Below are 24,110 nucleotides of genomic sequence, written 5' to 3' on the forward strand. Positions count from 1 at the left end.
ACTTTTATTGATTTAATTTTTTATTGATTTATTTTACGGGCTTGCTTCCCATTACAAATTTCAGTTCACCACCGTTCATGATATCGCTGTGGCTGATTTCCCAGCTTTTGAACTCTTTACCATTCAAAAATATTTTCTGAACGTAGATGTTTTTATCTGATATTTTATCTGCAATGACGGTGAATGTTTTCCCGTTTTCCAGCTTTAAAGATGCTTTAGGAAACTGTGGTGCTCCAATGGCATAAACAGGCTTTCCCGGAGTTACAGGGTAAAATCCTAATGATGAGAAAATATACCATGCAGACATTTGGCCACAGTCTTCATTATTGACAATTCCGTCCGGTTTTGCTGCGTACATATTGTCGCAGATGAATTTTACCATTTTCTGGGTTTTGTAAGGACTTCCTGCATAATTATACAGGTAAGGAACATGATGTCCCGGCTCATCACCAAATCCCAGAGAGCCGATGAATCCTGAAATATCCACATGCTGCTCCCCCTCCATTTTTAAAGCTTCGGTAAAGGTTTTATCCAGTTTTTCTTCAAAACCTTTTTTTCCGCCATACAAATTCATCATTTCATCGATCTGATGGGGAACAAAGAAATCATAAGCCCAGATATTTCCGGAAACCCAGTGTGGCTGCAATTTTTTCCAATCGTTTAGTTTAAAATCAGCAAGGAATTCACCGTTCTTCTGTCTTGGCCAGAAATGACTGTTTTCTTTGTTGAAGGTATTCAGGAAGTTCATGGAACGTTTCTTATAAACTTCCGCTTCTTCTTTTTTACCCAGTTTCTCGGCAAGTTGCTGGATACACCAGTCATCGTAGGCATATTCCAGGGTTGCAGAAACTGAAGCTCCGTTTTCGGATGGTGTATAACCTAGTTTGATGTAATCATTAAGACCTCCGCCTCCATCGCTGCTGCTCATTTTATCTGTTAAGGAAGCATCTTTCATCGCTGCAAAGGCTTTTTCCTGATCTATTCCCGGTACGCCTTTGGAAATGGCATCCCAGATTACCGATACGCTGTGATATCCGAGCATACAGAAATTATCATATCCGCACAGTTCCCAGATCGGCATATGATCTTTACGGTCTGTATACCTGCTGATCAGGGAATTGGCAAATTCTTTCGTATGTTTCTGATCCATAATGGTAAGCAAAGGGTGTGTTGCCCTGAAGCCGTCCCAATAGGAATAGGTACTGTAGTTGGTAAACCATTTGGTGTTCATGTTTTCCTCTGCGGCAACATAATCTCCGTTGGTATCCATATACAGGTTAGGTGCTATGAAGGTATGATACACTCCTGTATAGAAAATTTTTCTCTGGTCATCTGTACCTCCCGTCACCTGGAATCTGCTGATAAGATCTCTCCATGTTTTCTGGGCAGTTTCTTTAGCTTTTGCAAAGTCTACGTTTTTTGCTTCAGTATCAAAGTTTTGCTGTGCCCCTTCCGTGCTTTCCGGAGACAGGGATACTTTAACTTCTATGCTCTCATTTTCCTGAGTAGAAAATCTTACGAAAGCTTTGGCGTCTTTGGCAAGTGCAATCTTTTCGTTCTCTTTTATCTTTCCTTCCGAATACGTTCCGTAAGATTTGAAAGGTTTTGAAAATTCCATCACAAAATAGGCGAATCTTTTTCCTCCCCAGCCGTTGCTGTAGCAGTATCCTTTGATCTTATTGTTTCCTTCGATGCTTACCAGTGTATGATAAATATTTCCGAAAATTTTATTGGTAGGATCTATGATTATATTTGCTTCATCACTTTTCGGGAAAGTATATTTGTGAAATCCTACCCTTGGGGAAGCGGTCAGTTCGGCCTTAATTCCGTAACTGTCCAGCATAACTGAATAATATCCCGGTGAAGCAGTTTCTTTATCATGACTGAATGATGAACGGTAGCCGCTTTCCGGTTTGTCTTCTGTACCCGGAACCATTTTTATATTTCCTACGGTTGGCATCACCAGGATATCCCCAAGATCTGCCCAGCCTGTTCCGCTGAGATGATTATGGCTGAATCCCATAATGGTTTTACTGCTGTAATGATATCCCGAACACCAGTCCCAGTCACCGCTTTTAGTATTCTGGTCCGGGCTAAGCTGGATCATTCCGAAAGGAGTGGTAGCCCCCGGGAATGTATGGCCATGTCCGCCGGTTCCTATAAAGGGATCTACCCAGGAAAGAATATCATCTTTCCGTTGCTGGGCATTTCCGGTATGGGAAACGAGAGCAATTAATAAAAATACAAGCAGTTCTTTTTTCATAATCATAATACGGAAATCTTAAAAATTCCTCAAGATAGGAGTTTATTTAACAATATAAAAACCTCAACAATGATTTCAACAAGCGGAAAAATAAAGTTGACGGGCATATTCCATTGGTTTTTAATCCATTTAGAGTGAGTTCTTTTTCATGAAATCAATGATTTCTGAAATATATCCAAACGCTATAGCTACAACGGTATCCGCCGCACCATAATATACTGTCACCTTATCTCCTTCTGAAAGTGCCGCGCACGGAAACACTACATTCGGGATGTCTCCTGTAAGCTCATACAATTCAGCCGGAGCCAGTAAGTAAGGTTTTGTTCTGTACAATACTTTTGACGGGTCTTCAAGATCCAGCAGCGAAGCTCCCATAGAATAACGGAAACCTCTGCAGGTATTGATTACACCATGATAGAAAAGCAGCCACCCTTCTTCTGTTTTGATAGGAACAGGTCCTGCTCCGATTTTTGTACACTGCCATGCGCTGTCTTCAAACGGAGCCACTTTCATTACACATCTGTGCTCGCCCCAGTATTTCATATCCGGGCTGTAGCTGATATAGATATCTCCGAAAGGGGTATGTCCATTATCACTCGGTCTGCTCAGCATTGCATATTTACCGTTTATTTTTTCAGGAAAAAGAACTCCGTTTCTGTTAAATGGTAAAAATGCATTTTCGCACTGAAAGAATTCTTTAAAATCAAAAGTATAGGCAATCCCGATCGTTGGTCCGTGATATCCGTTGCACCATGTGATCCAGTAACGGTCTTCTATAAAGGCAACACGGGGATCGTATTTATAATCGGATTCTATCATTTCGGTATTTCCGGCTTTCATGTCGATAGGCTCGTGGTTGATTTCCCAATTGATCCCATCTTTACTGAAACCTGCAAAAATATTCATCTGTACCGCTTTGTTATCGCAACGGAAAACTCCTGCGAACCCATCCTCAAAAGGAACTACTGCACTATTGAAAATACTGTTGGATGTAGGGATCGCATATCTGTTGATAATAGGATTTGCAGAGTAGCGCCACATAATATCGCGGCTGTCTTCCGGACGATCCTGCCAAGGGATCTTTGCTGGTTGAAATGTCATAAAGTATTTTTACTTTTTATTTAATGTATTTGATAAATGATTTAGTGTTCTTTTGGTTGTTCAGGATATGAGAACGGAACGAGCAGTGTCGCGGCAAATGCCGGTATGGTAGCAATCAGGACCCAGATAAAAAACATTTTGTAGCCTACCCAGTCGCTTATCATCCCGCTGAACATTCCGGGAATCATTACTCCAAGGTTCATAATGCCAGTAGCAAAAGCATAATGGGCTGTTTTGTGCTCGCCGGGTGCAATTTGCTGCATGATATAGAGCATCAGCCCTACAAATCCGAATCCGTAGCCAAAATATTCCACAACTACTGCAATGCCCACCGGAAGCAACTCCGACGGCTGAAAATGAGCCAGTAATGCATAGACCACAAATGGAATATTAAAGGCCGAGCACAGCCAGATCAATGATCTTTTCAGTCCTCTTGCTGCAATGAAATAACCTGCCAGCACGGATCCTAAAATAAATGCCGCTGAACCATAAGTTCCATAAATAAGCCCGATATCCGACGTGGATAACCCAAGGCCTCCTGAGGTTCTCGGCGCTTTGAAAAATAAGGGTGCAATCTTTATGGCAAACCCTTCTGCAAAGCGGTAAAGAATAATGAACAGTACAGCCCACAGGATATTCTTTTTTTGGAAGAAAGAAGTGATCACTTCCAAGAGTTCTTTGCGAACATTTCTTGATTTTCTTAATTCTTTTGGCTCTTTACTCTTATTTTCTTTTGGCAAAACAGCGTAATGGTAAACAGCTAAAACCAAAAACAGAAGCCCATAAATCCCCATGATGATCATCCAGGCATTCGTTACCCCATGTGTTTTTTCCAGAACTCCGGCTAAATAGACCAGAACCCCACTGCTGATAATCTTTGCCAGGTTATAAAAAGCGCCCTGCCAACCGATATATTTTGCCTGTTCTTTATTCGTCAGAAAATTGATATAAGTTCCGTCTGCAGCTATATCGTGTGTAGCACCACAAAATGCAACGACTGCAAAAAGGGCGATGCTGTACCTGAAAAAATCCTGCATCGGTAAGCTTAGAGCAATGAGCGCGAATAGAATCCCTATGGCAAACTGGGTGGCTACAACAAAGAATTTCTTTGTTTTATAGATTTCCAGGAAAGGGCTCCAAAGAGGTTTCAATGTCCAGGAAAACATAATCAGGGCGGTCCAGAATGTGATTTTGGAATCTGAAATTCCCATGTCTTTGTACATGATCCCGGAGACTGCATTAATAGTTACAAAGGGAATTCCCATTGCAAAATATAATGTTGATATCCAGAATATCGGTTTTACCGACTGATTTTCAGAGCTGTTGTTTCCCATGTTTATACTAATATTAAAGAAAAAGAGAGCCTCTCAAAAGGATCATCCCGCATTGAAACGAAACTAAAATTGAAGAATCTAAACTAACGTATATCAGAAATTTCTTCTACCGGAATGAAAAAACCAAAATTAAATCTAACTTTTGAGACGGCCTCTTTATCTTTATAATTGATCTGCCAAAATTATTACTTTTTGTCCCACCACAACTTGGTTCCACCTGTATCAGGGCCTCCAAGATATTGCAGCGCCTGGGCATAGTTCAAAGTATTGTTTCTGTATTTGGTCGGGATAGGAACTCTTCTGATCATAGCATCAGTACTGATGGTCCCCTGGCTGTCATTGAGAACGTTTTTGAAAATAACAGGATATCCGGTTCTTCTCTGTTCTGCCCATGCCTCAGATCCGTCAGGATAAATAGCGATCCATTTCTGGGTCATAATCCTTTCTAATTTTCTTTCAAAAGAATCACCTTCGTTCCATTTGATGGTAATGGTGCTCAGCATCGGGCTTCCCGCAAGAATACTGTTTGATGCATTTTTAGGATCAATGTAAGGGGCCTCCTTAGAAACAGCATCTGCTACATAAGTTGCATAGGATGCACTTTTCCCCCATTCAGCAAATGACATTTCGATGCCTTTGTTGTAGTTTGTTCCTGCATCTCCTGCTCCGGCATAGCCTCTGATGGCAGCTTCCGCTTTCAGGAACCATATTTCTGCGGCAGTAAACACTTTATTTTTACCATTGCTATTCGAAAAGTAGTCTCCGTTGGCAGATGCAGCGATAGGCTGGGAGAAGTCTCCATATCTATCTTTACTTCCTCCCATATCAACTCCTTGTCTTATTCCTATATATTGCCCGGCTACACTAGGATCGGTAGCTGGTTTGGCATAAGCAGATCTTCTCGGATCATTAAAACCATTCATAAATGCCATTAATGGTGCCCCGATTTTACAGTCTCCCCATGAATAAATAATATCGCTGAGAGGAGAAGCTCCTCCATAGTTAATCAGTGCATTGGCAGAATTGTCATCAATAAAACCAGCAGGAGATGCTAAAGCTTGTTCTGCATACAATCTTGATTTGGCAGGGTCGGCATAACTCATTCTCATGGCAAATCTTAATTTTAAGGAATTGGCAAGTTTTGCCCAGTTGGCCAGGTTACCGCCATATATAAGATCCGATTTAGTGATAACGGCCTTATCTTCAACGCCCGGAGTCTGCTGCAGGTCTGAAATGGCAGAGGTAAGGTCTGCAATGAAATTGTTATAAGCTTCCTGCTGTGAATCGAAATCGGTAATTCCTGTTGAAGGATTAGGGGTTTCAAATTTACTGTAAATGATAGGTCCGTGTGCATCTGAGACTTTACTTGCAGAGATTACTTTAAGAATTCTTGCAACAGCAAGAGATGCCTTAAAATTGATCCCCGGGTAGTTTTCTTTGATCACATTGTTGATGGTCTTTGATTTGTCAAAAACATCCTCCAGCTGTGTCATCATAATTCTTTCGTTCCAGCCATCCATAATAAAATACGTGGTATTATTTCTTCCTCCGTTATAAGGTGTAGCTGTACTGAATAATCCGCTGTACATGTCCGCGTTAAGGTTGGTCTGCAGCTGATAGATCCAGTTGGTAGAGCTTTGCTGGTTTCTCTGCATCAATTTCAGGGGATTTACAATCTGGGTGAAATCGGCATTGAAATTCTCAGGCCCTCCGATGTACTCCTGATTATATTTATCAAATTCGCTCGTGCAGCTTATAGCAGAAAGCAGCATGAATGTACTGATTGATACGGCTTTAATATATGATATTTTCATTGTTCTTAAAATTAGAAGTTAGCTTTTAATGACAGACCAACTGATCTGGTAATCGGCATTCCAAACATATCGATACCTACCCCTCCAGGATTAACTCCTGATACTTGTTCGGGATCAAACGGAGCATCTTTATAAAAGAAAAACAGATTGCTTCCGATTAAACTTATCGTTGCATTTTCCATGTATTTTGAATTCACTCCAAATGTATATGAAATTGAAGCCTGTCTCAGACGCACGGCTGTTGCTTTATACATGTATGGCTCATCAATAGATCCTGATACTTTTGAATAGTATTTTTCGGCATCAGTCAATCCTGTATAAGGAGTACCGTTTTCGTAAACTGCATTTGGAATGGATACTCCTCCGTTATCACGGGCATCCGCGGTAGCCTTGCTCACTCCATACTGATCATTTTTAGCCTGGGTATAGCCTAATACTTTTCCACCAAATTTTCCGTCAATAAGGAAACTGATTCCTAATTTTCCTATATTGAAAGAGTTGTTGAACCCAAGGATAAATTTAGGGTTCGGATTTCCAAGATACTGAACCTGGTTCTCATCTCTTAACGGAACACCGTCTGCATCTACAATAATTCTTCCCTGACCATCTCTTTTGAATACTGATCCGTAAATATCACCGAATGACCCTCCTACTTTTAATCTGTTATATCCCCCTCCTGCAAGCACAAAGGTTTTGTCTGCAGGAATCTGTAATCTGGATGGGAAAAGTTCTTTAATCGTATTTTTATTAGCAGAAGCATTTATCGTGGTTGTCCAGTCAAATTTACTTCCTGCAAATACTTTATAAGATAAACTGGATTCAAATCCTACATTCTGAATTTTTCCGGCATTAACATCAAATCTTCCGGTTCCAAATCCTAAGTTGGAAGATATTTCCACTGCCTGTAAAAGCTGATTGGATACTACTGAATTATAATAAGTGAAGTCAAAGCTTAACCGGTTATTTAAAAGTTTAAGTTCTGTTCCTGCCTCAAAAGTTTTGTTAAGTTCCGGTTTCGCAAAGAGTTCAGAAAATTCCGGGTTGGTAACCGGTGATGAATTAGGCGTAATCATAGTCCCTGCATTTACCTGGTAACGGTAAATATTAGGAGCTGTCAGGTTGGAATACAGCCCGTTTCCAACTTCTGCATAGGAGGCTCTCACCTTCCAGAAATTGATGGATTCTGAAATATTAAAGATTTCTGATAAGATCGCATTTAAACCAATCGATTCATAATCAAAAGAAATCCTGCCGGTTCCTGAAAGCGTAGAGTCCCAGTCATTTCTAAATGTAAGATCAAGATATAGGAATTTTTTATATCCTAAGTTGGCACTTGCAAAAACGGACTGGGTCTGTTTTTTTGTTCTGTATATTACGTAGCTTACTCCATTTCCATTCTGGCCCGGCCATTGTAAATTATTCAATTCAAACAAGTTAGGAATCACCAAAAGGTTATTCTCTAAGCTGCTTGATTCATATCTTTGTGTATTTATACTTCCACCTACCGTAAAATCCAAAGAAATATCATCGGTAATTTTCGGGCTTCCGATTAATAATGCATCTCCGTAAGTAGATGTGCTTTCAATCACATCTTTGTAAATCTTACCGTTATCATTTCCACCCAATAAAACAGGTAAGGAATAAACGGCCACATTACGCTGGCTGTCTGAGGTAGTATAGTTGTAATTTCCTCTTACCCTGGCAGACAGCCAAGGATTAATCTGATAGCTCAATGTCGCTGCACTGTAAAGATTTTTATTCTTTGTTGTTACAGGGTTTTTGTAAAGAATCCAATACGGGTTTTGAGATTCCACGCTAAAACTTCCATCTGGTTTTATTGCCCACCAGTTCTGTGCGGGAAGCAGTCTGTTATTATTCTGATATGCATAGTTTGATCCGCTGAACTGATCGAAATCAACACCTCTTGGCAGCCAATACAGGTTTACAAGCGGGGAATAATAAGAACCCGGAGTCAGCCTGTTTTTGCTGTTTTGTAAAGATCCCATGAAGTTGGCATCAAGGGTCAGCTTATCATCAAGAAATTTACTCGAATTTCTGAAATTAATATTGTACTGATCAAATACTGATGTAGGAATGATCCCTTTATTTGTCGTATTCCCTATAGAGAAAAAGTTATTGGATTTTTCATTTCCTGACTGGAATGAAAGATTGTTAACCCATGTAGTTCCGGTCTGTAAGAAATCTTTGAGATAATCTTTTGAAGCTCCTTTTGCTCCCCAGCTTTGCTGAGAACCTGTTTGTCCTGCCGCATGGTCGTAAGGAATACTCTGCAGATAACTGTACTGTAGTTCAGGAAGGCTATAAGCCCGGTCAAGGGTTAAACTGGTTGTATAAGATAATTTACTTCTACCTGTCTTTCCTTTTTTAGTCACAATCAAAACAGCACCGTTACCTCCCGCAGCCCCATATAATGCTGCTGCTGAAGCGCCTTTAAGGAAGTTGATGCTTTCAATATCCTCGGGATTGATTGTACTTAATACATCTCCTGTATCCGGCATGGAAGCAAAAAAATCTACATTGGGCCCCTTTGTGTTGTTAATGATTGGAATCCCATCAATTACATACAACGGCTGGCTGTTTCTCGTAGATTTATCTCCTCTCATTACCACCCTCACGGATCCACCTACACCACCATTGGTTTTATTAATCTGTACATTGGAAACCTTTCCGTTGATTGAATTCAAAAGATTGGGTGTTTTTACTTCTGTCAGCTCATCCCCTCCTATCTGCTGGCTGGAGTACGTTAAGGACCGTACCTGCCTTTTTATCCCCAAAGAAGTAACAACCACCTCTTCTATTTTGGTTGTTTTAGCAGTATCTGCCGTTTTTGTTTCCTGTGCGTAAGCAGATAAAGAAATAGCTAATAAAACCGGTATAACAGTTTTTCTCATAAGGTTAGTTTTATTAAGATTTATTTGAGAATCAATTACATCGCTTTAAATATTGTATGCATTTCAAAATGATATTTATCTTCATTTTTCAGCAACATTTGCATCAAATAATTAAAGTTTTGTTAAGATTTAATTCATATTAGCAAATCTAAATTTTGTTGACAGCCAGATATAATGCTATTTTATCATAAAACGATATTATTTTTTCACATACTTTCAAAAGCACGCATTTAAAAGCTGATTTTCAGCAAAATAAGATAAACAAACTCTATGACTTACAATCAGTAATATGATGCTTTTTTTGCATTTTTTGATTAAAATACATTGGATAACATAAAAAATCCGGATATAATTACCCGGATTTACTGACAGAAACGTACATTTTCATTAACGTATTATTCTATTTTTTTAACTCCTTTAAAAAGTTCTTTAAATTCAGTAGGAGTTGTTTTTTTAATGGATTTGAAAACTTTATTAAAATTAGCGATATTATTGAAGCCTGCCTCAAATGCAGTTTCAAAAACGGTGAGATTCTTCTCCATCAGCCATCGTGCAGCATAACTGATCCTGATCTCGTTTAAGTAATTCACAAAAGTCTTGCCCGTTCTTTTCTTAATGAACCTGTTGAAAGTCACACTGCTCATATTAATAAGGGATGCCGCATCATGAAGTGTTATTTTGCTTTCAAAATTTTTATGGACAAAATCATGGACAATCTTCATTTTATCATTATCAGCAAAGGTCTCCAACTCTATACTGTAGGAAGATAAAAGGGTTTTGTCTTCTGCGACAGCCAGCTCGTTGAGAATCTTCATGATCTCGATAAAGGATTCAAAGCTGTTCATTTTGGACAAATTGAAAAAAGAATCTTTAAGCTTTTCCGCCGTTTCCTGGGAAAACAGTATTCCCCGAATGGATTCTTTCATCAGATTACTGATAGGCTTCAAAATATTTTTGTCCATCATGGACTGATTAAAAAAGTCCTGATTGAACTGAACCGTAATTTCATGGGTCTTCCTGTTTTTGCATCTGTAATTCGCCCAGCAGTGCGGAAGATTAGGTCCTACCAAAACCAGTTCAATATCGTCGATCTCACCGGTGTGGTCACCAATCATCCTGCGATATCCCTTGCCTTTGCTGATAAAATTGATCTCGATCTCCGGATGATAATGATAGGGAAAATCAAAAGATGCCTTTATCCGGTCAAACACAAGAAAACTGTCCTCTGGAGATAATGGGGTTATTTCTCTCAAAATATTTTCTAGCTTGCTCATCTAATTTTTGAAGAAATTAAAGTTATAATTCAATACAGTATTTTTTTACAAATTTGATAAAAAACCCAATAACTACTATATAATTTTTACTTTTTTTGTTTTTTTATTAAAAAAGTAAAAGAAAAACAGAAAATATCTGTTCCCAAAATTTCCAATTCCAAATTTTTAAAGGCCGGTTTACTTATTAATGCCGGTAAAGTATTCTTTTGTATCTTTAAACTAAAGTAAAAATATGCAGGAGCAACTTATTTTTGAAGACCACTACAAAAAACTCGGACTTGAAATCTTCTCCGAAAAAAATCTGGAAACCATCAATGGGAATAAATTCAGATATGATATTAAGATCCTTTTCATACCGGCAGGCTATGAGCTTACCGTAGATTTTAATCATTATAAAGTTTCAAAACCTTCCCTGTTTTTTCTCACCAGCCAGCACCTGAAAATAGAAAAAGGACAGGAAGACTCCATGCTGCTGTACTACAACCGGGATTTTTACTGCATTCAGATTCATGACAAAGAAGTAGCCTGTGACGGTCTTCTTTTTCACAACGTATTTGAAATTCCTTTTGTAGAGCTTACTGATAAGGAAACATCCGAAATTAAAAACCTATTCGGGAATATAAAGGATGAACTGGAATGGAAAGATTCTTCTGCAGAAGAAATGATCAGAACGTATGTAAAGCAGATCATCATTCGTTCCACCAGAAACTGGAAGAAGCAGCACCTCAACAATACTAACATCAAAATTCCCGGCAGCGAGATGGAGGTGTTCAGAGATTTCAGCAGGTATCTGGAAATTCATTTCCGGGAAAAACACAATGTGTCAGATTATGCAGAACTTCTACATCTGGCGCCCAAAACTTTAACCCATAAATTTAAAAACCTGAATCTGGAATCTCCCAACCAGCTGATCATCAACAGAATTTTACTGGAGGCCAAAAGACTTCTGTTTTATACCGATAAACCCGTTAAAGAAATTGCCTATGATTTAGGCTATGAAGATCCGGCTTACTTCAACCGCCTTTTCACCAGTAAAACAGGAAATACACCGGCAAATTTTAAAAAAAATTACCATTCGGGAAAAAAGTACAACATTTAACCACTTTTATCTATTGAATCAGGCATAGAACCGACATATCTTTGTATCATCGAAATCAACATATTAAAATAATAAAAATCAAACATTATGAGACGTAACGCAACAGCCGTTTGGAACGGTAACATCAAAGAAGGTAAAGGACATTTAACTACTCAAAGCACAACTTTAAACGAAACTCAGTATTCTTTCAACAGCCGTTTTGCAGACGGTGTGGGAACAAATCCTGAAGAATTGCTTGCAGCAGCACATGCAGGATGCTTTACAATGAAACTTAGTGCTGAACTTTCACAGGCTGGTTTCACTCCTGAAGAATTAAAAACAACTTCCGTAATCACCCTTGATCCAAGCATCGGAAAAATTACCAAATCCGAACTGACCCTTACCGCAAAAGTTCCGGGACTTTCTGAAGAAGAATTCCAGAAATATGCAAAAATTGCCGAAGAAGGTTGCCCGGTAAGTGCCGCTTTTAATTTTGAAATCACACTGAATGCTACTTTAGCTTAATCATATCAGAGTTTTTACCTGAACCATTAAGATTTTTAAGGATCAAGGAAAGTTAAGAGGAATATATTTTCATCGTATGATGCCTGTCCACAGGTTCCTAACTTCTCTTTACCACTTAAATGATCTTAATGGTTATTTTTTTAAGAAAGTTGCTATTTGAATTTTTGAAAGTACTTTTAAAATAAAATATACCGATCGGTATATTTTTTGTATATTTGTATTGAAATTTAAATACTTCAATGTCAAAAGCAGAAAAAACCAGACAATTCATTATTGAAAAAACAGCCTCTTTGTTTAATACCAAAGGCTATCTGTCTACGTCTTTATCTGACATTTCAGAAGCTACGGGTCTCACCAAGGGAAGCATCTACGGGAATTTTGAAAATAAAGACGAAGTCGCTCTGGAAGTTTACAAATACAATGCTGCCCTGCAGGCAAAAAACATGACAAGATCTTTCAGTGATGAATTTGTAACGACCATAGATAAACTACATGCTATCGTCAGCTTTTACCGGAAAAACTGGAAAGTGGTATTCGAAAACGGAGGCTGTCCTCTGATGAATGCAGCTACGGAAGCTGATGATATTTTTCCTGAACTGAAAAAACAGGTAACCCGGTCTTTTGAAAGCTGGATTCAAAAAATAACAGCCGTCATTATGGATGGACAGGAAAGCGGAGAAATATATCCGAATATTCATGCTGATGAATACGGATCACTCTTCATTATGCTTATAGAAGGCGGAATACTTCTCTCCAAAACAACAGGAGATGAAAAGTATTTGAACACTGCCTTAAACAGAATAGCATTTATGATCGACAAAGAACTAAAAATATTTCCCTCATAAAATTTTCATTATGGAAACAAAAAAAGTGGCCATCGTAGGATACAGCAGAATTCCTTTTGCCAGAATCAATACCGCTTATGCAGACCTGGACAATCAGGAACTCCTGGAAGCAACCCTTAACGGGCTGATCTCTAAGTATCATTTACAGGGAAAGCTTCTTGGTGAAGTAGCTGGAGGAGCCGTTATCAAGCATATTTCAGAAAGCAACCTCATCCGGGAAACCGTGATGAATACTGCGCTTGATCCTGCAACGCCTGCGTGCGATCTTCAGCAGGCCTGCGACACAGGAATTGAAGCAGCAGTCTACATCGGAAATAAAATAGCTTTAGGACAGATCGAAAGCGGAATCGCCTGCGGGGTTGAAGCCATGAGCAACATTCCGTTTGAATCAGCGCCGAGACTGAGAAAAGCATTATTAAAAGCCAATAAGGAAAAATCGGTATTCGGGAAATTAAAACAGCTTTTAAGTCCAAAACTGAAAGACTGGATGCCCGTTCCTTACAAAGGACAGGAACCGAAAACAGGCCTGGTAATGGGCGGACACACAGAAATTACAGCAAAATATTATCAGATTTCCCGTGAAGAGCAGGATGAACTGGCTTTCAGAAGCCACAAAAATATGGCGCAGGCTTATGATGAAGGATTTTTTGATGATATGATCATCCCCGCCTTCGGTTTGGATAAAGATAATAATCTCCGCAGAGATACTAGCCTTGAAAAGCTCTCCCAATTGAAACCTGCCTTTGATAAAGAAAACGGAACTTTGACTGCCGGAAATTCAACTCCTTTCACCGATGGAGCATCTGCCGTACTGCTGGCCAGTGAAGAATGGGCCAAAGCCAATAATCTTCCTGTTTTAGCCTATATTACATTTTCAGAATTAGCAGGGATAGAATATGTTGAAAATAAACAAAATCTCCTTCTTGCCCCTGTTTTTGCTGCAGAAAAAATGCTTAAAAAAGCAGGAATGAGTCTGGAAGAATTTGATTATTATGAAATTCATGAAGCCTTTGCAGCACAGGTTCTGGCTACCATCAAGATCTGGGAAAATGATGATCTTGCTAAAAAATTCGGCCTCGAAAAAGCATTGGGAAAAATCGATAGAAATAAGTTAAATGTAAAAGGTGGAAGCCTTGCCGTTGCTCATCCTTTTGCAGCAACAGGAGGAAGAATTATCGGGACCCTGGCCAAACTTCTCAATGAAAAAGGAAGCGGGAAAGGTTTTATCTCTATCTGTGCCGCAAGGGGACAGGGCGTTACTATGATTTTAGAAAAATAAAACAAAACAAATATGGACAGATTAGCACAACTGCAGCAATTTATCGGAAAGGAATTTGACCAGTCTCCGTCACCGTTTATGAAATGGCTCAATCCTATTATAGTTTCTGCAGAAGAAGGACATCTCGAATTCAAATATACCGTGAGACCGGAGTGGCTTAATCCCATTGGAAATCTTCATGGCGGTGTAACTGCAGCCATTGTTGATGACATTATCGGAGCCACCATGTTCTCCCTGAATGAAAATTCTTTCATAACAACCATCAATAATGTGATCGATTATTTTTCAACTGCAAAAGAAAATGATAATATTGTAGCCGAAACGAAAATTATAAAAAGAGGCCGGCAGTTTGTGAATGCACAATGCGAGATATGGAACGCAGACAAAACAAGACTGATTGCCAGGGGAACCTCTAACCTATTCAAAATTAATAACTAGATATGAAAAGAGTTGTCATTACAGGTCTGGGCGCAGTAACGCCTTTGGGGAACAATGTCGAAGATTTTTGGCAAAACAGTATTAACGGTGTCAGCGGAGCGGGTTTAATTACTCATTTTGATTCAGAGAAATTTAAAGTGCACTTTGCCTGTGAAGTAAAAAACTTTGATCCGAAAGTTCACCTGACCCACAATGAAATAAAAAGAAGCGACTTATTTTCGCAATATGCTATGTACGCTTCCACTGAAGCTATTCAGGATTCCGGGCTTGAACTGGAAAAAATGGATCCTTTTGATACCGGAGTAATCTGGGGAACCGGACAGGGCGGAATGGTAACCTTTGAAGGGGAAGTCATGAATTTCGCAGACGGTGACGGAACACCCAGGTTTAATCCTTTTTTCGTTCCTAAATTTATAGCCAATATGGCTTCAGGAATGATTTCTATGAAATTCGGACTGCAGGGGATTAACTATACCACCATTTCAGCATGTGCCACAGGAAATACGGCATTGATGGATGCCTTCAATTATATCCGTCTTGGAAAAGCCAAAGTTATCATAAGCGGAGGATCTGAAGCTGCTATCACACCTGCTTCTATAGGAGGGTTTTCGGTAATGAAGGCGATGTCTACCAGGAATGATGATTTTGCAACCGCAAGCCGTCCTTACGATGCAGAAAGAGATGGTTTTGTAATGGGTGAAGGTGCCGGTGCTTTGGTTCTTGAAGAATACGAACACGCAAAAGCAAGAGGTGCCAAAATTTATGCAGAACTGGCGGGTGCTGCCATGACTGCCGATGCTTACCATATGACCGCACCCCATCCTGACGGCATAAGCGCCATTAAAGCAATGCAGCTGGCGATGAAAGAAGCTGGCGCAAACGCAGAAGACATTGATTATCTTAATCCTCATGCCACTTCTACCCCGATTGGAGATGTGATCGAGCTGAATGCAATCAGCAAGCTGTTCGGAGGAAGCAAAAAGCTTGACATCAGCGCAACGAAGTCCATGACCGGTCATTTATTGGGTGCTGCAGGCGCTGCTGAGGCCATCCTATCCATTAAGGCTGTAGAAAAGGGAATTATTCCTCCTACGATCAATCTTCACAATATTGATGAGAACATTCCTAAAGATGTGAATATTGTTTTCGGGGAAGCTAAAGAAAAGGATATTAATTTTGCCTTAAGCAATGCCTTCGGATTCGGAGGACACAATGCTACTCTGGTTTTTAAGAAGTTTAACTAAATAAAATGAAAAAAGCAGTCAGAATTGACTGCTTTTCCATTTTATAACTGGCTCCTGATAATGAAATAAATTTCCTATCAGGTATCAGCAATAAAATAATCCTCTGCATTATCAGCGATCGGAATATAAAGCCTCTCCCATTGATCCCCTTCTATTATATCCCAGCTGTGTCCTTCTCCTTTAGTATCTTCAGCGAGTAAAATAATTCCCGGTTCAATAAGAAACGTAGAACCATCACTTACCCTGAATCTTATATTTCCTTTTAATGTTACAACATATTGCCTTCTTGGAGCCGGATGGGTTACTTTCTCCCATTCTTCAACGGTATTGCTTATCCAAAAAGTAGTTGTATTCATTGGTTTTAGCGTCGGAATTCTCCCTTTTTCGAACGTACATGTTCCATCGGGATTATTCGTCAACCTTACAGCAGAAACAAATTCTGAAGAATCTTCCATTTCAGATCATTATGACTTCAACCACTCTGAAGAAGATAAATAATTCTGATCCGGATAATAGATGAAAAGACAGTTTCGTCCTTTTATCGTATTAATGATCGGCTGCGTCAATGCCTTCGGTATTGCCGGACATCCCCAGCTTCTTCCGATTCTTTTGTGCATTGCTGCAAAATCATCACTTACGTAATCTGCCCCGTGCATTACGATTGCTCTTCTGTACGCTGCATCATTAAAGCCTTTATCCATTCCCAACAGTTTCAAAGAATACCCGTTATCTCCCTGGTAAGTGGCATCCGTGATATAAAATCCTAAGCTGCTCTGCAGCGAACTTTCCGTGTTAGAAAAATTCGTCGCAAATTCCTCGCCTGTATTTTTTCCGTGTGCTACCAGTGAATTGAACAGTACCTTTTTCTCATCAGTATCAATCACCCAAAGCCTTTTTGTATTCGAAGACATAGAAAAATCGCAGATAGTCAGTAAATGCGACTCCGGGTTCAGTAATCCTGCTTTTTTTAAATTTTCAAAACCTGTCAATGCTTTTGCGAAAACTTCGTAGTTCAGTTCATGTTCAGGTTCAAATTGAATTGATTTGTACAATTCTTCTGATGAAGATGCATTTGAAGCCGTCTTCCCAGATTTCGTGTCTGCTACTTTTTCAATTTTTGTTGTGTTGACATTCTCAGTCTTTACAGCCTTTTTTGGCGAAAGATAGAATGAAGTCGTGACCAAGTATAACAGGCCTAATACACTATAAATTCCTTTCATTCAATACTATTAAATTCCAAATTAGTGAGGCAAAATTATAAAAACATAATTACCAGACACTTATAAGTCTACAAAGTTTAACTGAATTTAAGAAACTTTAACGTCCTGATTTCGTGAATTAAAGGGCTGTTTATTCTTGAGAATCTGCAACGAATTCAAGGCTTACAGAGTTCATGCAATAGCGTAATCCTGTTGGTTTGGGGCCATCGTCAAAAACATGCCCAAGATGTGAATCACAGCGTTTGCAAAGCACTTCCACTCTTTCCATTCCATAGGTGGTGTCTCTCTTGTAATAAACCCCTTCCTTGTCGGCTTCGAAAAAGCTTGGCCATCCACAACTGCTGGCAAATTTTGAGGTGGAACGGAAAAGATGGTTTCCGCAAACTGCACAGTAATAATCACCGGTTTCATCGAATTCATTGTATTTTCCGGTAAATGCTCTTTCCGTAGCTGCTTCCCTTGCAACTGCATATAAGTCCGGAGCAAGGATCTTTTTCCACTCTTCATTGGAAATGTTAAGTTTCGCAGTATCTGTTCTGGAATAGTATGGATTGTTTTTTGCTTGGTTTTCCATAGAATTATTTTAAATATTTTTTTGATATGTTTAAAAATAGAACCGCAAAAGTTTTTTTAACACTTAAGTTCTTTTAAATTAAATACATTACACACCAGAGGTCCACTGAAGTTTTTATGAAAATCTCTGATTTTCTACTGAGGTGATCTTTTCCAGGAGGCTAAAACTTTTAAAACTAACGTTTTCTAAAGTGTTTAAATAATTTAAAAGCTTTTGCGACTTTGCGGTTAGAATAAATCATAAGTTCACAACCAAATTTAGTAAATTTGAGAATATGAATGATGAAGCAAAAAGAAAACAGCTGAGAAAATATAAAATGTTTGCCACCGGATTATTTATTCTGATGGCTGTTATTTTCATTGCCACTACCTTACTTCAAAAGTCTAATCCTTCTCATTGGCTGGGTTATGTACGGGCTTTTTCCGAGGCGGCAATGGTAGGAGCACTGGCCGACTGGTTCGCTGTAACCGCCTTGTTCCAGCATCCTCTCGGACTTCCGATTCCCCATACCAATCTTATTGAAAACAGTAAACAGAGGCTGGGCGATAATCTCGGTAGTTTTGTGGTGAGTAATTTTCTTTCACCACAGAATATACGTCCATATATTCAAAGGCTTAAAATTTCAAATTTCGTAGGCGAATGGTTGGTTAAGGAGAAAAACCAGGATATTCTGATCAGAAACCTTTCTGATATTGTTCTTGATATTCTCAATAAGCTTGATGATACTTCCGTAAGCCAGTTCATCAGCAAGAAAGTGTCTGAGATGACGGATGATATCAAGCTAAACAAAGTAGTAGGAAACGGGATCAATTATATTCTGGAAAAAAATGATCACCAGAGAATGGTAACCAATCTTTCCAGACAGATTAAAGATTATATTATCGAAAACGATGAAATGATCAAAGACCGGGTACAGAAAGGAAGTTATTCATTTATTCCCGCTTTTGTTGATAATAAGATCGCCGATAAAATTGCCAGCGGACTTTCAGATTTTTTTAAAGAAATTGAAGAAGATCCGGAGCATGAGATCCGGAACCTTGTTACCCAGAAAATTCAGGAGTTCTCCAATGATCTGAAAGATGATCCTAAATGGGATGAGGAATTTAAAAACATTAAGAACGGTCTCCTGAAAAGTGATAAGCTGGACGAATATTCCAGCGATATCTGGGTTTCCATTAAGAAAACATTAATGAAGGAATTACAGGACGATCAGTCTTCTTTAAAAAGCTATCTCACCAAAAACCTGAACGAGTTTTCCCAAAATTTAAAAACGGATGAAAATCTTCAGAATAAAATAGACCACTGGGTAAGGGTAACCGCCTACAAATATATTCTTAAAAACACGCACCAGTTCGGTAACCTCATCAGTTCTACCGTAGGAAACTGGCAGGGTAAAGAATTAAGCGAAAAACTGGAACTGGAAGTGGGAAAAGACCTTCAGTTTATCCGGGTAAACGGAACGCTTGTTGGAGGACTTGTGGGGCTTATCATCTATACCATTGCCAACTTCTTCCTCTAAAAACGATTCGCCACCAACCATGAAAAAACTATTGAACATCCTATTTCTTTCCTTTTCCGTCGTCGGTTTCTGTCAGAAAGTTGAATTCAAAGCAGTAACAGATTCGTCACAGGTTTTCAAAGGTGAAATCGCAGGAATGCCGGTCACAATGCAACTTTATTTTGCCGGCATTGCAGATTGCAGCCTTCACCAGTATTTTGTGGACGGCTGGTATTATTACAATAAGCACCAGAAGAAAATTCCTCTGACAGGTGTTTATAACTATGGAAAACTGTATTTATATCATTTCGGCAATAAGCAGAAACAGAATTCAAAACTGCTTAAAGATCAGATTACTTCACCCCAGAAAGTGGAAAAAACGGCTGAAATTGCAGAAGCCCTGTCTCCTAAAGAATATATTGTATTTGATCAGGATAATCCTAAAGGAAATAAGATCCCGGGAAACTTTTATCTTAATCAAAAAGTTCAGCCGGCACAATTATTTACCGGTAATGACATGATTTACCGGTATAATAATTACCTGACCTTACCTAACAACAAAAAGATCAATACTTTTGATTTTATTAATAAACACGGCGGCAACCAACTGATTTCCTATGCTTCAGGAAAAAACGGCAACCGGGTTTTACTGTATTTTGAACATTCCTCCAACTTTAATGCCTGCGGAAGATGTGGAGCAAGTGAAGGTGAAAAAGGCTATAGAATCCTGTATTTTACAAAGGACTGGAATTACAAAAACTATGAAGAGTTCCTGACCGAAAGCTGCCTCGAAAACATCTACGACACTACTGAAACAAAATCTAAAGACCGGAAAACGTTGAAGTATAAGATCAGCAAAACCACCACTTCTCCGGCTTATACTCTTACGGTTGATATAAACAATGCTTCTGTGATAAGATCAAAATAAAAAAGAGAGCTTCTCAACTCCCTTTATCTTATCTTGGCAATCTGCCTGCTCTTTTTAAAAGTTCTTTATTGATCTCATTGATCAGTTCCGGGCCTTCGTAGATGAATCCGGTATAAAGCTGCACCAGACTTGCTCCGGCATCCAGTTTCTCCATGGCATCCTTTGCAGAGTGAATTCCTCCTACCCCGATGATCGGAAAAGCTCTGTTGCTTTTATCGGAAAGATATTTAATCATTTTGGTACTTCTTTCACGAATTGGCTTCCCGCTTAAACCGCCGTTTCCGATCTCCGCTAAAATCTCAGGGGAAGTTTTCAGCCCTTCTCTGTTGACAGAAGTATTAGAAACTACAATTCCATCAATTTTTGTTTCAGCAATCAATTCTATAATTTCATCTAATTGATTGTTATTCAAATCCGGGGCGATTTTCAATAAAATTGGCTTCCGTACAGCCTTTGACTGGTTGATTTTCTTTACTTCTGTAATCAGCTCACGAAGGTATTCCACATCTTCCAGCTTGGCATGGCTTCCTACATTCGGGCAGCTCACATTCAGAACGAAGTAATCTACATGGGGATGAAGACCTTCAAAACAGTCCAGATAATCCTGGGTATAGTTTTCCGGTTTTGTGTCGGTATTTTTTCCGATGTTTCCACCGATGATTATTTTTCCTTTGTTGGATTTCAGCTTCTCAATCGCTGCTTCAAGACCATCATTATTGAAACCCATCCTGTTGATAATTCCGCCATCTTCAATGAGACGGAACAATCTTTTCTTAGGATTTCCAGCCTGAGCTCTTGGAGTTACTGTCCCGATTTCTACAAATCCGAAACCTAAATCTCCCAATTCATTAAATAAAACGGCATTTTTATCGAAACCTGCGGCCAATCCGACAGGATTTTTAAATTTCAATCCGAAAACTTCTCTTTCCAGACGTTTATCTTCAATAGGCTTGGGTAAAAATAATCTGGTAAGAAATCCAAAATTTTTAAGCATTGAAAATGTAAAATGATGAACTTCTTCGGGATCAAATTTGAAGAGAATGGGTCGGATGATACTTTTGTACATTGAAAAAAAGTTTTACAAAAATACTCAATTTAAAATTAATGACCGATTAACCTATGATATTTTATCAAAATGCCTTTTATATACATCATCTATAAAGGTAAATTATCCATAAATCAGCATTTTCGACTATTAAGAATAAGTACTCAAATCAAAATTCAGGATATCTCCTACTCTCCTGAACTCTTCATCTATCGTGGCATTTACCGTAATTCTTTCGTTAGAAACAGGATGATTAAAAATCAATTGATGAGCATGAAGCGTCATTTTGTTAATGCCAAATGTTTCCAGCCACAACTTATTTTGTTTGTTGCAACCATGTTTGCGACAGCCCAAGATCGGATGCAGAATATGTTTAAAATGTTTTCTCAACTGATGAAATCGTCCCGTTTCAGGAATAGCTTCCACTAAACAATATCTGGAAGTCTGATGTTTTAAGAAAGGTAAATCAATTTCTGAAGTCTGCAAACGACGATAATAAGTGACTGCATTCTGCCTGACTTCATTTTCATTAACCAAGTCGTAATCAATCGTTTCTTCTTCTTTCGTCCAGCCACGAAGAATAGCTAAATACTTCTTTTCAACTTCTTTTGCAGCAAATCTATCGCTCATGACCCGAAGAGTATCTTTATCTAAAGTAAATAATAAGACTCCCGAAGTTTTTCGGTCAAGACGATGCACCGGATAAACTTTTTGCCCTATTTGCTTTCTCAACTCCTGGATGGCGTAAGTATCTGCCTCTCCCGAATAAAAAGATTTATGAACCAGTAGCCCGCTCGGTTTATTGATGGCAATAAGATGTTCGTCGCGATAAAGAATTTCTAACATGGGGCAAAAGTAGAGATTTTTGACTGATCTATAGCCCTGATTGAGCGGTATGTCTGAGCTCTTTTCTGGATTAGGGTTGCGGCGGCGCTGCCGCCGCAACCCTAATCCAGAAAAAGCGAGTAGCGAAAGCAGGTTCCCGGCTCCTAATTGCCATGTACATAAAAACTTCCATCTTCCATCCTCAACTTCCGGCTTTTTCACTATTTTTGCACATCAGACGTAAAAAAATTATGGCAAAGCAAGAAGATGTTTTCAAGAAAGTGATTTCTCACGCTAAAGAATATGGTTTTATTTTCCCTTCCAGTGAGATCTATGACGGTTTATCCGCTGTTTATGATTATGGACAGAACGGTGCCGAATTAAAAAACAATATCAAACAATATTGGTGGAAAGCTATGGTACAGCTTAACGAAAATATTGTCGGCATTGATTCGGCGATCCTTATGCATCCTACCACATGGAAGGCATCGGGCCACGTAGACGCTTTCAACGATCCATTGATTGACAATAAGGATTCTAAAAAACGTTTCAGAGCAGACGTTTTGGTGGAAGATTACTGTGCTAAAATTGAAGACAAAGAGAATAAAGAAATTGAAAAGGCAGCAAAAAGATTCGGTGATGCTTTCGATAAAGACCAATTTGTTGCAACGAATCCAAAGATTCTTGAATACAGAGCAAAAAGAGAAGCTATTCTTTCAAGACTGGCAAAATCTCTTGAAAATGAAGATCTTGCTGATGTAAAAGCTCTAATTGAAGAATTGGAAATTGCTGACCCGGATACAGGTTCTAAAAACTGGACGGAAGTAAGACAGTTCAACCTGATGTTCGGAACTAAATTAGGTGCTTCCGCAGATTCTGCGATGGATCTTTATTTAAGACCGGAAACAGCTCAGGGTATCTTTGTGAACTTTTTAAATGTTCAGAAAACCTCACGTCATAAACTTCCTTTCGGTATTGCCCAAATTGGTAAAGCGTTCAGAAATGAAATCGTTGCCAGACAGTTTATTTTCAGAATGCGTGAATTCGAGCAGATGGAAATGCAGTTTTTTGTAGCTCCGGGAACTGAGCTTGAGTTCTATGAAAACTGGAAGCAAAAACGTCTGAACTGGCACTTAGCCCTTGGCTTAGGTAATGAAAATTACAGATTCCACGATCATGAAAAGTTAGCTCACTATGCAAATGCTGCAGCTGATATTGAATTCAACTTCCCATTCGGATTTAAAGAATTGGAAGGTATCCACTCAAGAACTGATTTTGATTTAAAAGCTCACGAAGAATATTCAGGAAGAAAGCTTCAGTTCTTCGATCCTGAAAGAAACGAAAATTATGTTCCTTATGTGGTGGAAACATCTGTAGGTTTAGACAGGTTATTCCTTTCCATATTTGCTCACTGTCTGAAAGATGAAACGCTTGAAGACGGTTCAGAAAGAACAGTATTGTCTTTACCTCCTGCATTGGCTCCGATCAAAGCGGCTATCCTTCCGCTAATGAAAAAAGACGGTCTGGCAGAATATGCAGAGAAAATCTTCAACGATTTGAAATACGATTTCAACCTGTTCTACGAAGAAAAAGATGCCATCGGAAAACGTTACAGAAGACAGGATGCCATAGGTACTCCTTACTGTATCACGATCGACCACGATTCTTTAACAGATCATACGGTAACCATTAGAGACAGGGATACCATGCAGCAGGAAAGAGTTCCTGTTTCAGATTTGAGAAGGATCATCGACGAGAAAACGAATTTCAGAAATTTACTTTCTAAAATATAGATTAAAAGCCCCATCATCCGGGGCTTTTTTATTTTTTATTACATCATAACATCTGCGTGATCTGCTAATCCACAAGCATTAAAAAGTTCTCGCAGATTTCTTTTCGGCATTAAAGTATAT

The 24,110-nt window shown here is 39.0% G+C and carries 20 protein-coding genes; 9 read left to right on the forward strand and 11 right to left on the reverse strand.

Annotated elements, in window-relative coordinates:
* Positions 1-28: 28 nt before the first annotated feature.
* The 6 genes from BUB03_RS08450 to BUB03_RS08475 form a co-directional block, all read right to left on the reverse strand.
* A complete protein-coding gene (locus tag BUB03_RS08450) occupies positions 29-2,263 on the reverse strand; it encodes a GH92 family glycosyl hydrolase (RefSeq protein WP_073062718.1) in 2,235 nt (744 codons plus the stop codon).
* Positions 2,264-2,392: 129 nt separating this feature from the next.
* On the reverse strand, positions 2,393-3,364 hold the full coding sequence (locus BUB03_RS08455; protein ID WP_073061960.1) for a glycoside hydrolase family 130 protein: 972 nt from the start codon (positions 3,362-3,364) through the stop codon (positions 2,393-2,395).
* A 41-nt stretch (positions 3,365-3,405) separates the two neighbouring features.
* Complete coding sequence (locus BUB03_RS08460; RefSeq protein WP_073061963.1) at positions 3,406-4,698, reverse strand: MFS transporter; 1,293 nt, start codon at positions 4,696-4,698, stop codon at positions 3,406-3,408.
* A gap of 185 nt (positions 4,699-4,883) precedes the next feature.
* Positions 4,884-6,512: a SusD/RagB family nutrient-binding outer membrane lipoprotein gene (locus BUB03_RS08465; protein WP_073061966.1), complete on the reverse strand. Its 1,629-nt coding sequence runs from the start codon at positions 6,510-6,512 to the stop codon at positions 4,884-4,886.
* A gap of 11 nt (positions 6,513-6,523) precedes the next feature.
* Entirely contained in the window at positions 6,524-9,424 is a 2,901-nt protein-coding gene (locus BUB03_RS08470) for a SusC/RagA family TonB-linked outer membrane protein (RefSeq protein WP_175547493.1), read from the reverse strand.
* A gap of 395 nt (positions 9,425-9,819) precedes the next feature.
* Positions 9,820-10,698, reverse strand: coding sequence for an AraC family transcriptional regulator (locus BUB03_RS08475; RefSeq protein ID WP_073061969.1), 879 nt, complete (start codon positions 10,696-10,698; stop codon positions 9,820-9,822).
* 232 nt (positions 10,699-10,930) lie between these two features.
* Between BUB03_RS08475 and BUB03_RS08480 the strand changes: the two genes are divergently transcribed.
* From BUB03_RS08480 to fabF, 6 genes are all read left to right on the forward strand, one after another.
* Positions 10,931-11,797, forward strand: a complete 867-nt coding sequence (locus BUB03_RS08480) for a helix-turn-helix domain-containing protein (protein WP_073061971.1) — start codon at positions 10,931-10,933, stop codon at positions 11,795-11,797.
* A gap of 87 nt (positions 11,798-11,884) precedes the next feature.
* Complete coding sequence (locus BUB03_RS08485) at positions 11,885-12,301, forward strand: OsmC family protein (RefSeq protein ID WP_040993352.1); 417 nt, start codon at positions 11,885-11,887, stop codon at positions 12,299-12,301.
* Positions 12,302-12,540: 239 nt separating this feature from the next.
* Positions 12,541-13,146, forward strand: a complete 606-nt coding sequence (locus tag BUB03_RS08490; RefSeq protein WP_073061974.1) for a TetR/AcrR family transcriptional regulator — start codon at positions 12,541-12,543, stop codon at positions 13,144-13,146.
* A gap of 10 nt (positions 13,147-13,156) precedes the next feature.
* Positions 13,157-14,425, forward strand: coding sequence for an acetyl-CoA C-acetyltransferase (locus tag BUB03_RS08495; RefSeq protein ID WP_073061976.1), 1,269 nt, complete (start codon positions 13,157-13,159; stop codon positions 14,423-14,425).
* Positions 14,426-14,437: 12 nt separating this feature from the next.
* Positions 14,438-14,863: a PaaI family thioesterase gene (locus BUB03_RS08500; protein WP_073061979.1), complete on the forward strand. Its 426-nt coding sequence runs from the start codon at positions 14,438-14,440 to the stop codon at positions 14,861-14,863.
* 2 nt (positions 14,864-14,865) lie between these two features.
* Entirely contained in the window at positions 14,866-16,107 is a 1,242-nt protein-coding gene (gene fabF / locus BUB03_RS08505) for a beta-ketoacyl-ACP synthase II (protein ID WP_040993349.1), read from the forward strand.
* Positions 16,108-16,184: 77 nt separating this feature from the next.
* Here fabF and BUB03_RS08510 read toward each other — a convergent pair whose 3' ends face one another.
* The 3 genes from BUB03_RS08510 to msrB all read right to left on the reverse strand — a co-directional run bounded on the left by BUB03_RS08510 (position 16,185) and on the right by msrB (position 17,901).
* Entirely contained in the window at positions 16,185-16,562 is a 378-nt protein-coding gene (locus tag BUB03_RS08510; protein ID WP_073061982.1) for a cupin domain-containing protein, read from the reverse strand.
* A gap of 9 nt (positions 16,563-16,571) precedes the next feature.
* Positions 16,572-17,327 (reverse strand): murein L,D-transpeptidase catalytic domain family protein, encoded by a 756-nt coding sequence (locus tag BUB03_RS08515; RefSeq protein ID WP_040993347.1) that lies wholly within the window; start codon positions 17,325-17,327, stop codon positions 16,572-16,574.
* A 130-nt stretch (positions 17,328-17,457) separates the two neighbouring features.
* Positions 17,458-17,901: a peptide-methionine (R)-S-oxide reductase MsrB gene (gene msrB / locus BUB03_RS08520; protein WP_073061985.1), complete on the reverse strand. Its 444-nt coding sequence runs from the start codon at positions 17,899-17,901 to the stop codon at positions 17,458-17,460.
* A gap of 274 nt (positions 17,902-18,175) precedes the next feature.
* Between msrB and BUB03_RS08525 the strand changes: the two genes are divergently transcribed.
* Both BUB03_RS08525 and BUB03_RS08530 read left to right on the forward strand, forming a co-directional pair.
* Positions 18,176-19,420, forward strand: coding sequence for a DUF445 domain-containing protein (locus BUB03_RS08525; protein ID WP_040993345.1), 1,245 nt, complete (start codon positions 18,176-18,178; stop codon positions 19,418-19,420).
* 19 nt (positions 19,421-19,439) lie between these two features.
* Entirely contained in the window at positions 19,440-20,327 is an 888-nt protein-coding gene (locus BUB03_RS08530) for a hypothetical protein (protein WP_073061987.1), read from the forward strand.
* A gap of 28 nt (positions 20,328-20,355) precedes the next feature.
* Here BUB03_RS08530 and BUB03_RS08535 read toward each other — a convergent pair whose 3' ends face one another.
* Together BUB03_RS08535 and BUB03_RS08540 are read right to left on the reverse strand one after the other, a co-directional pair.
* On the reverse strand, positions 20,356-21,393 hold the full coding sequence (locus tag BUB03_RS08535; RefSeq protein WP_040993343.1) for a quinone-dependent dihydroorotate dehydrogenase: 1,038 nt from the start codon (positions 21,391-21,393) through the stop codon (positions 20,356-20,358).
* A 129-nt stretch (positions 21,394-21,522) separates the two neighbouring features.
* A complete protein-coding gene (locus BUB03_RS08540) occupies positions 21,523-22,419 on the reverse strand; it encodes a pseudouridine synthase (protein WP_228417806.1) in 897 nt (298 codons plus the stop codon).
* 29 nt (positions 22,420-22,448) lie between these two features.
* Between BUB03_RS08540 and BUB03_RS08545 the strand changes: the two genes are divergently transcribed.
* Positions 22,449-23,990 carry a glycine--tRNA ligase gene (locus BUB03_RS08545; protein WP_040993342.1) on the forward strand — a complete coding sequence of 514 codons (1,542 nt, stop codon included), beginning with the start codon at positions 22,449-22,451 and terminating at the stop codon, positions 23,988-23,990.
* Positions 23,991-24,110: the final 120 nt, after the last annotated feature.

This window comes from Chryseobacterium oranimense, from assembly GCF_900129755.1.
Lineage (GTDB): Bacteria > Bacteroidota > Bacteroidia > Flavobacteriales > Weeksellaceae > Chryseobacterium > Chryseobacterium oranimense.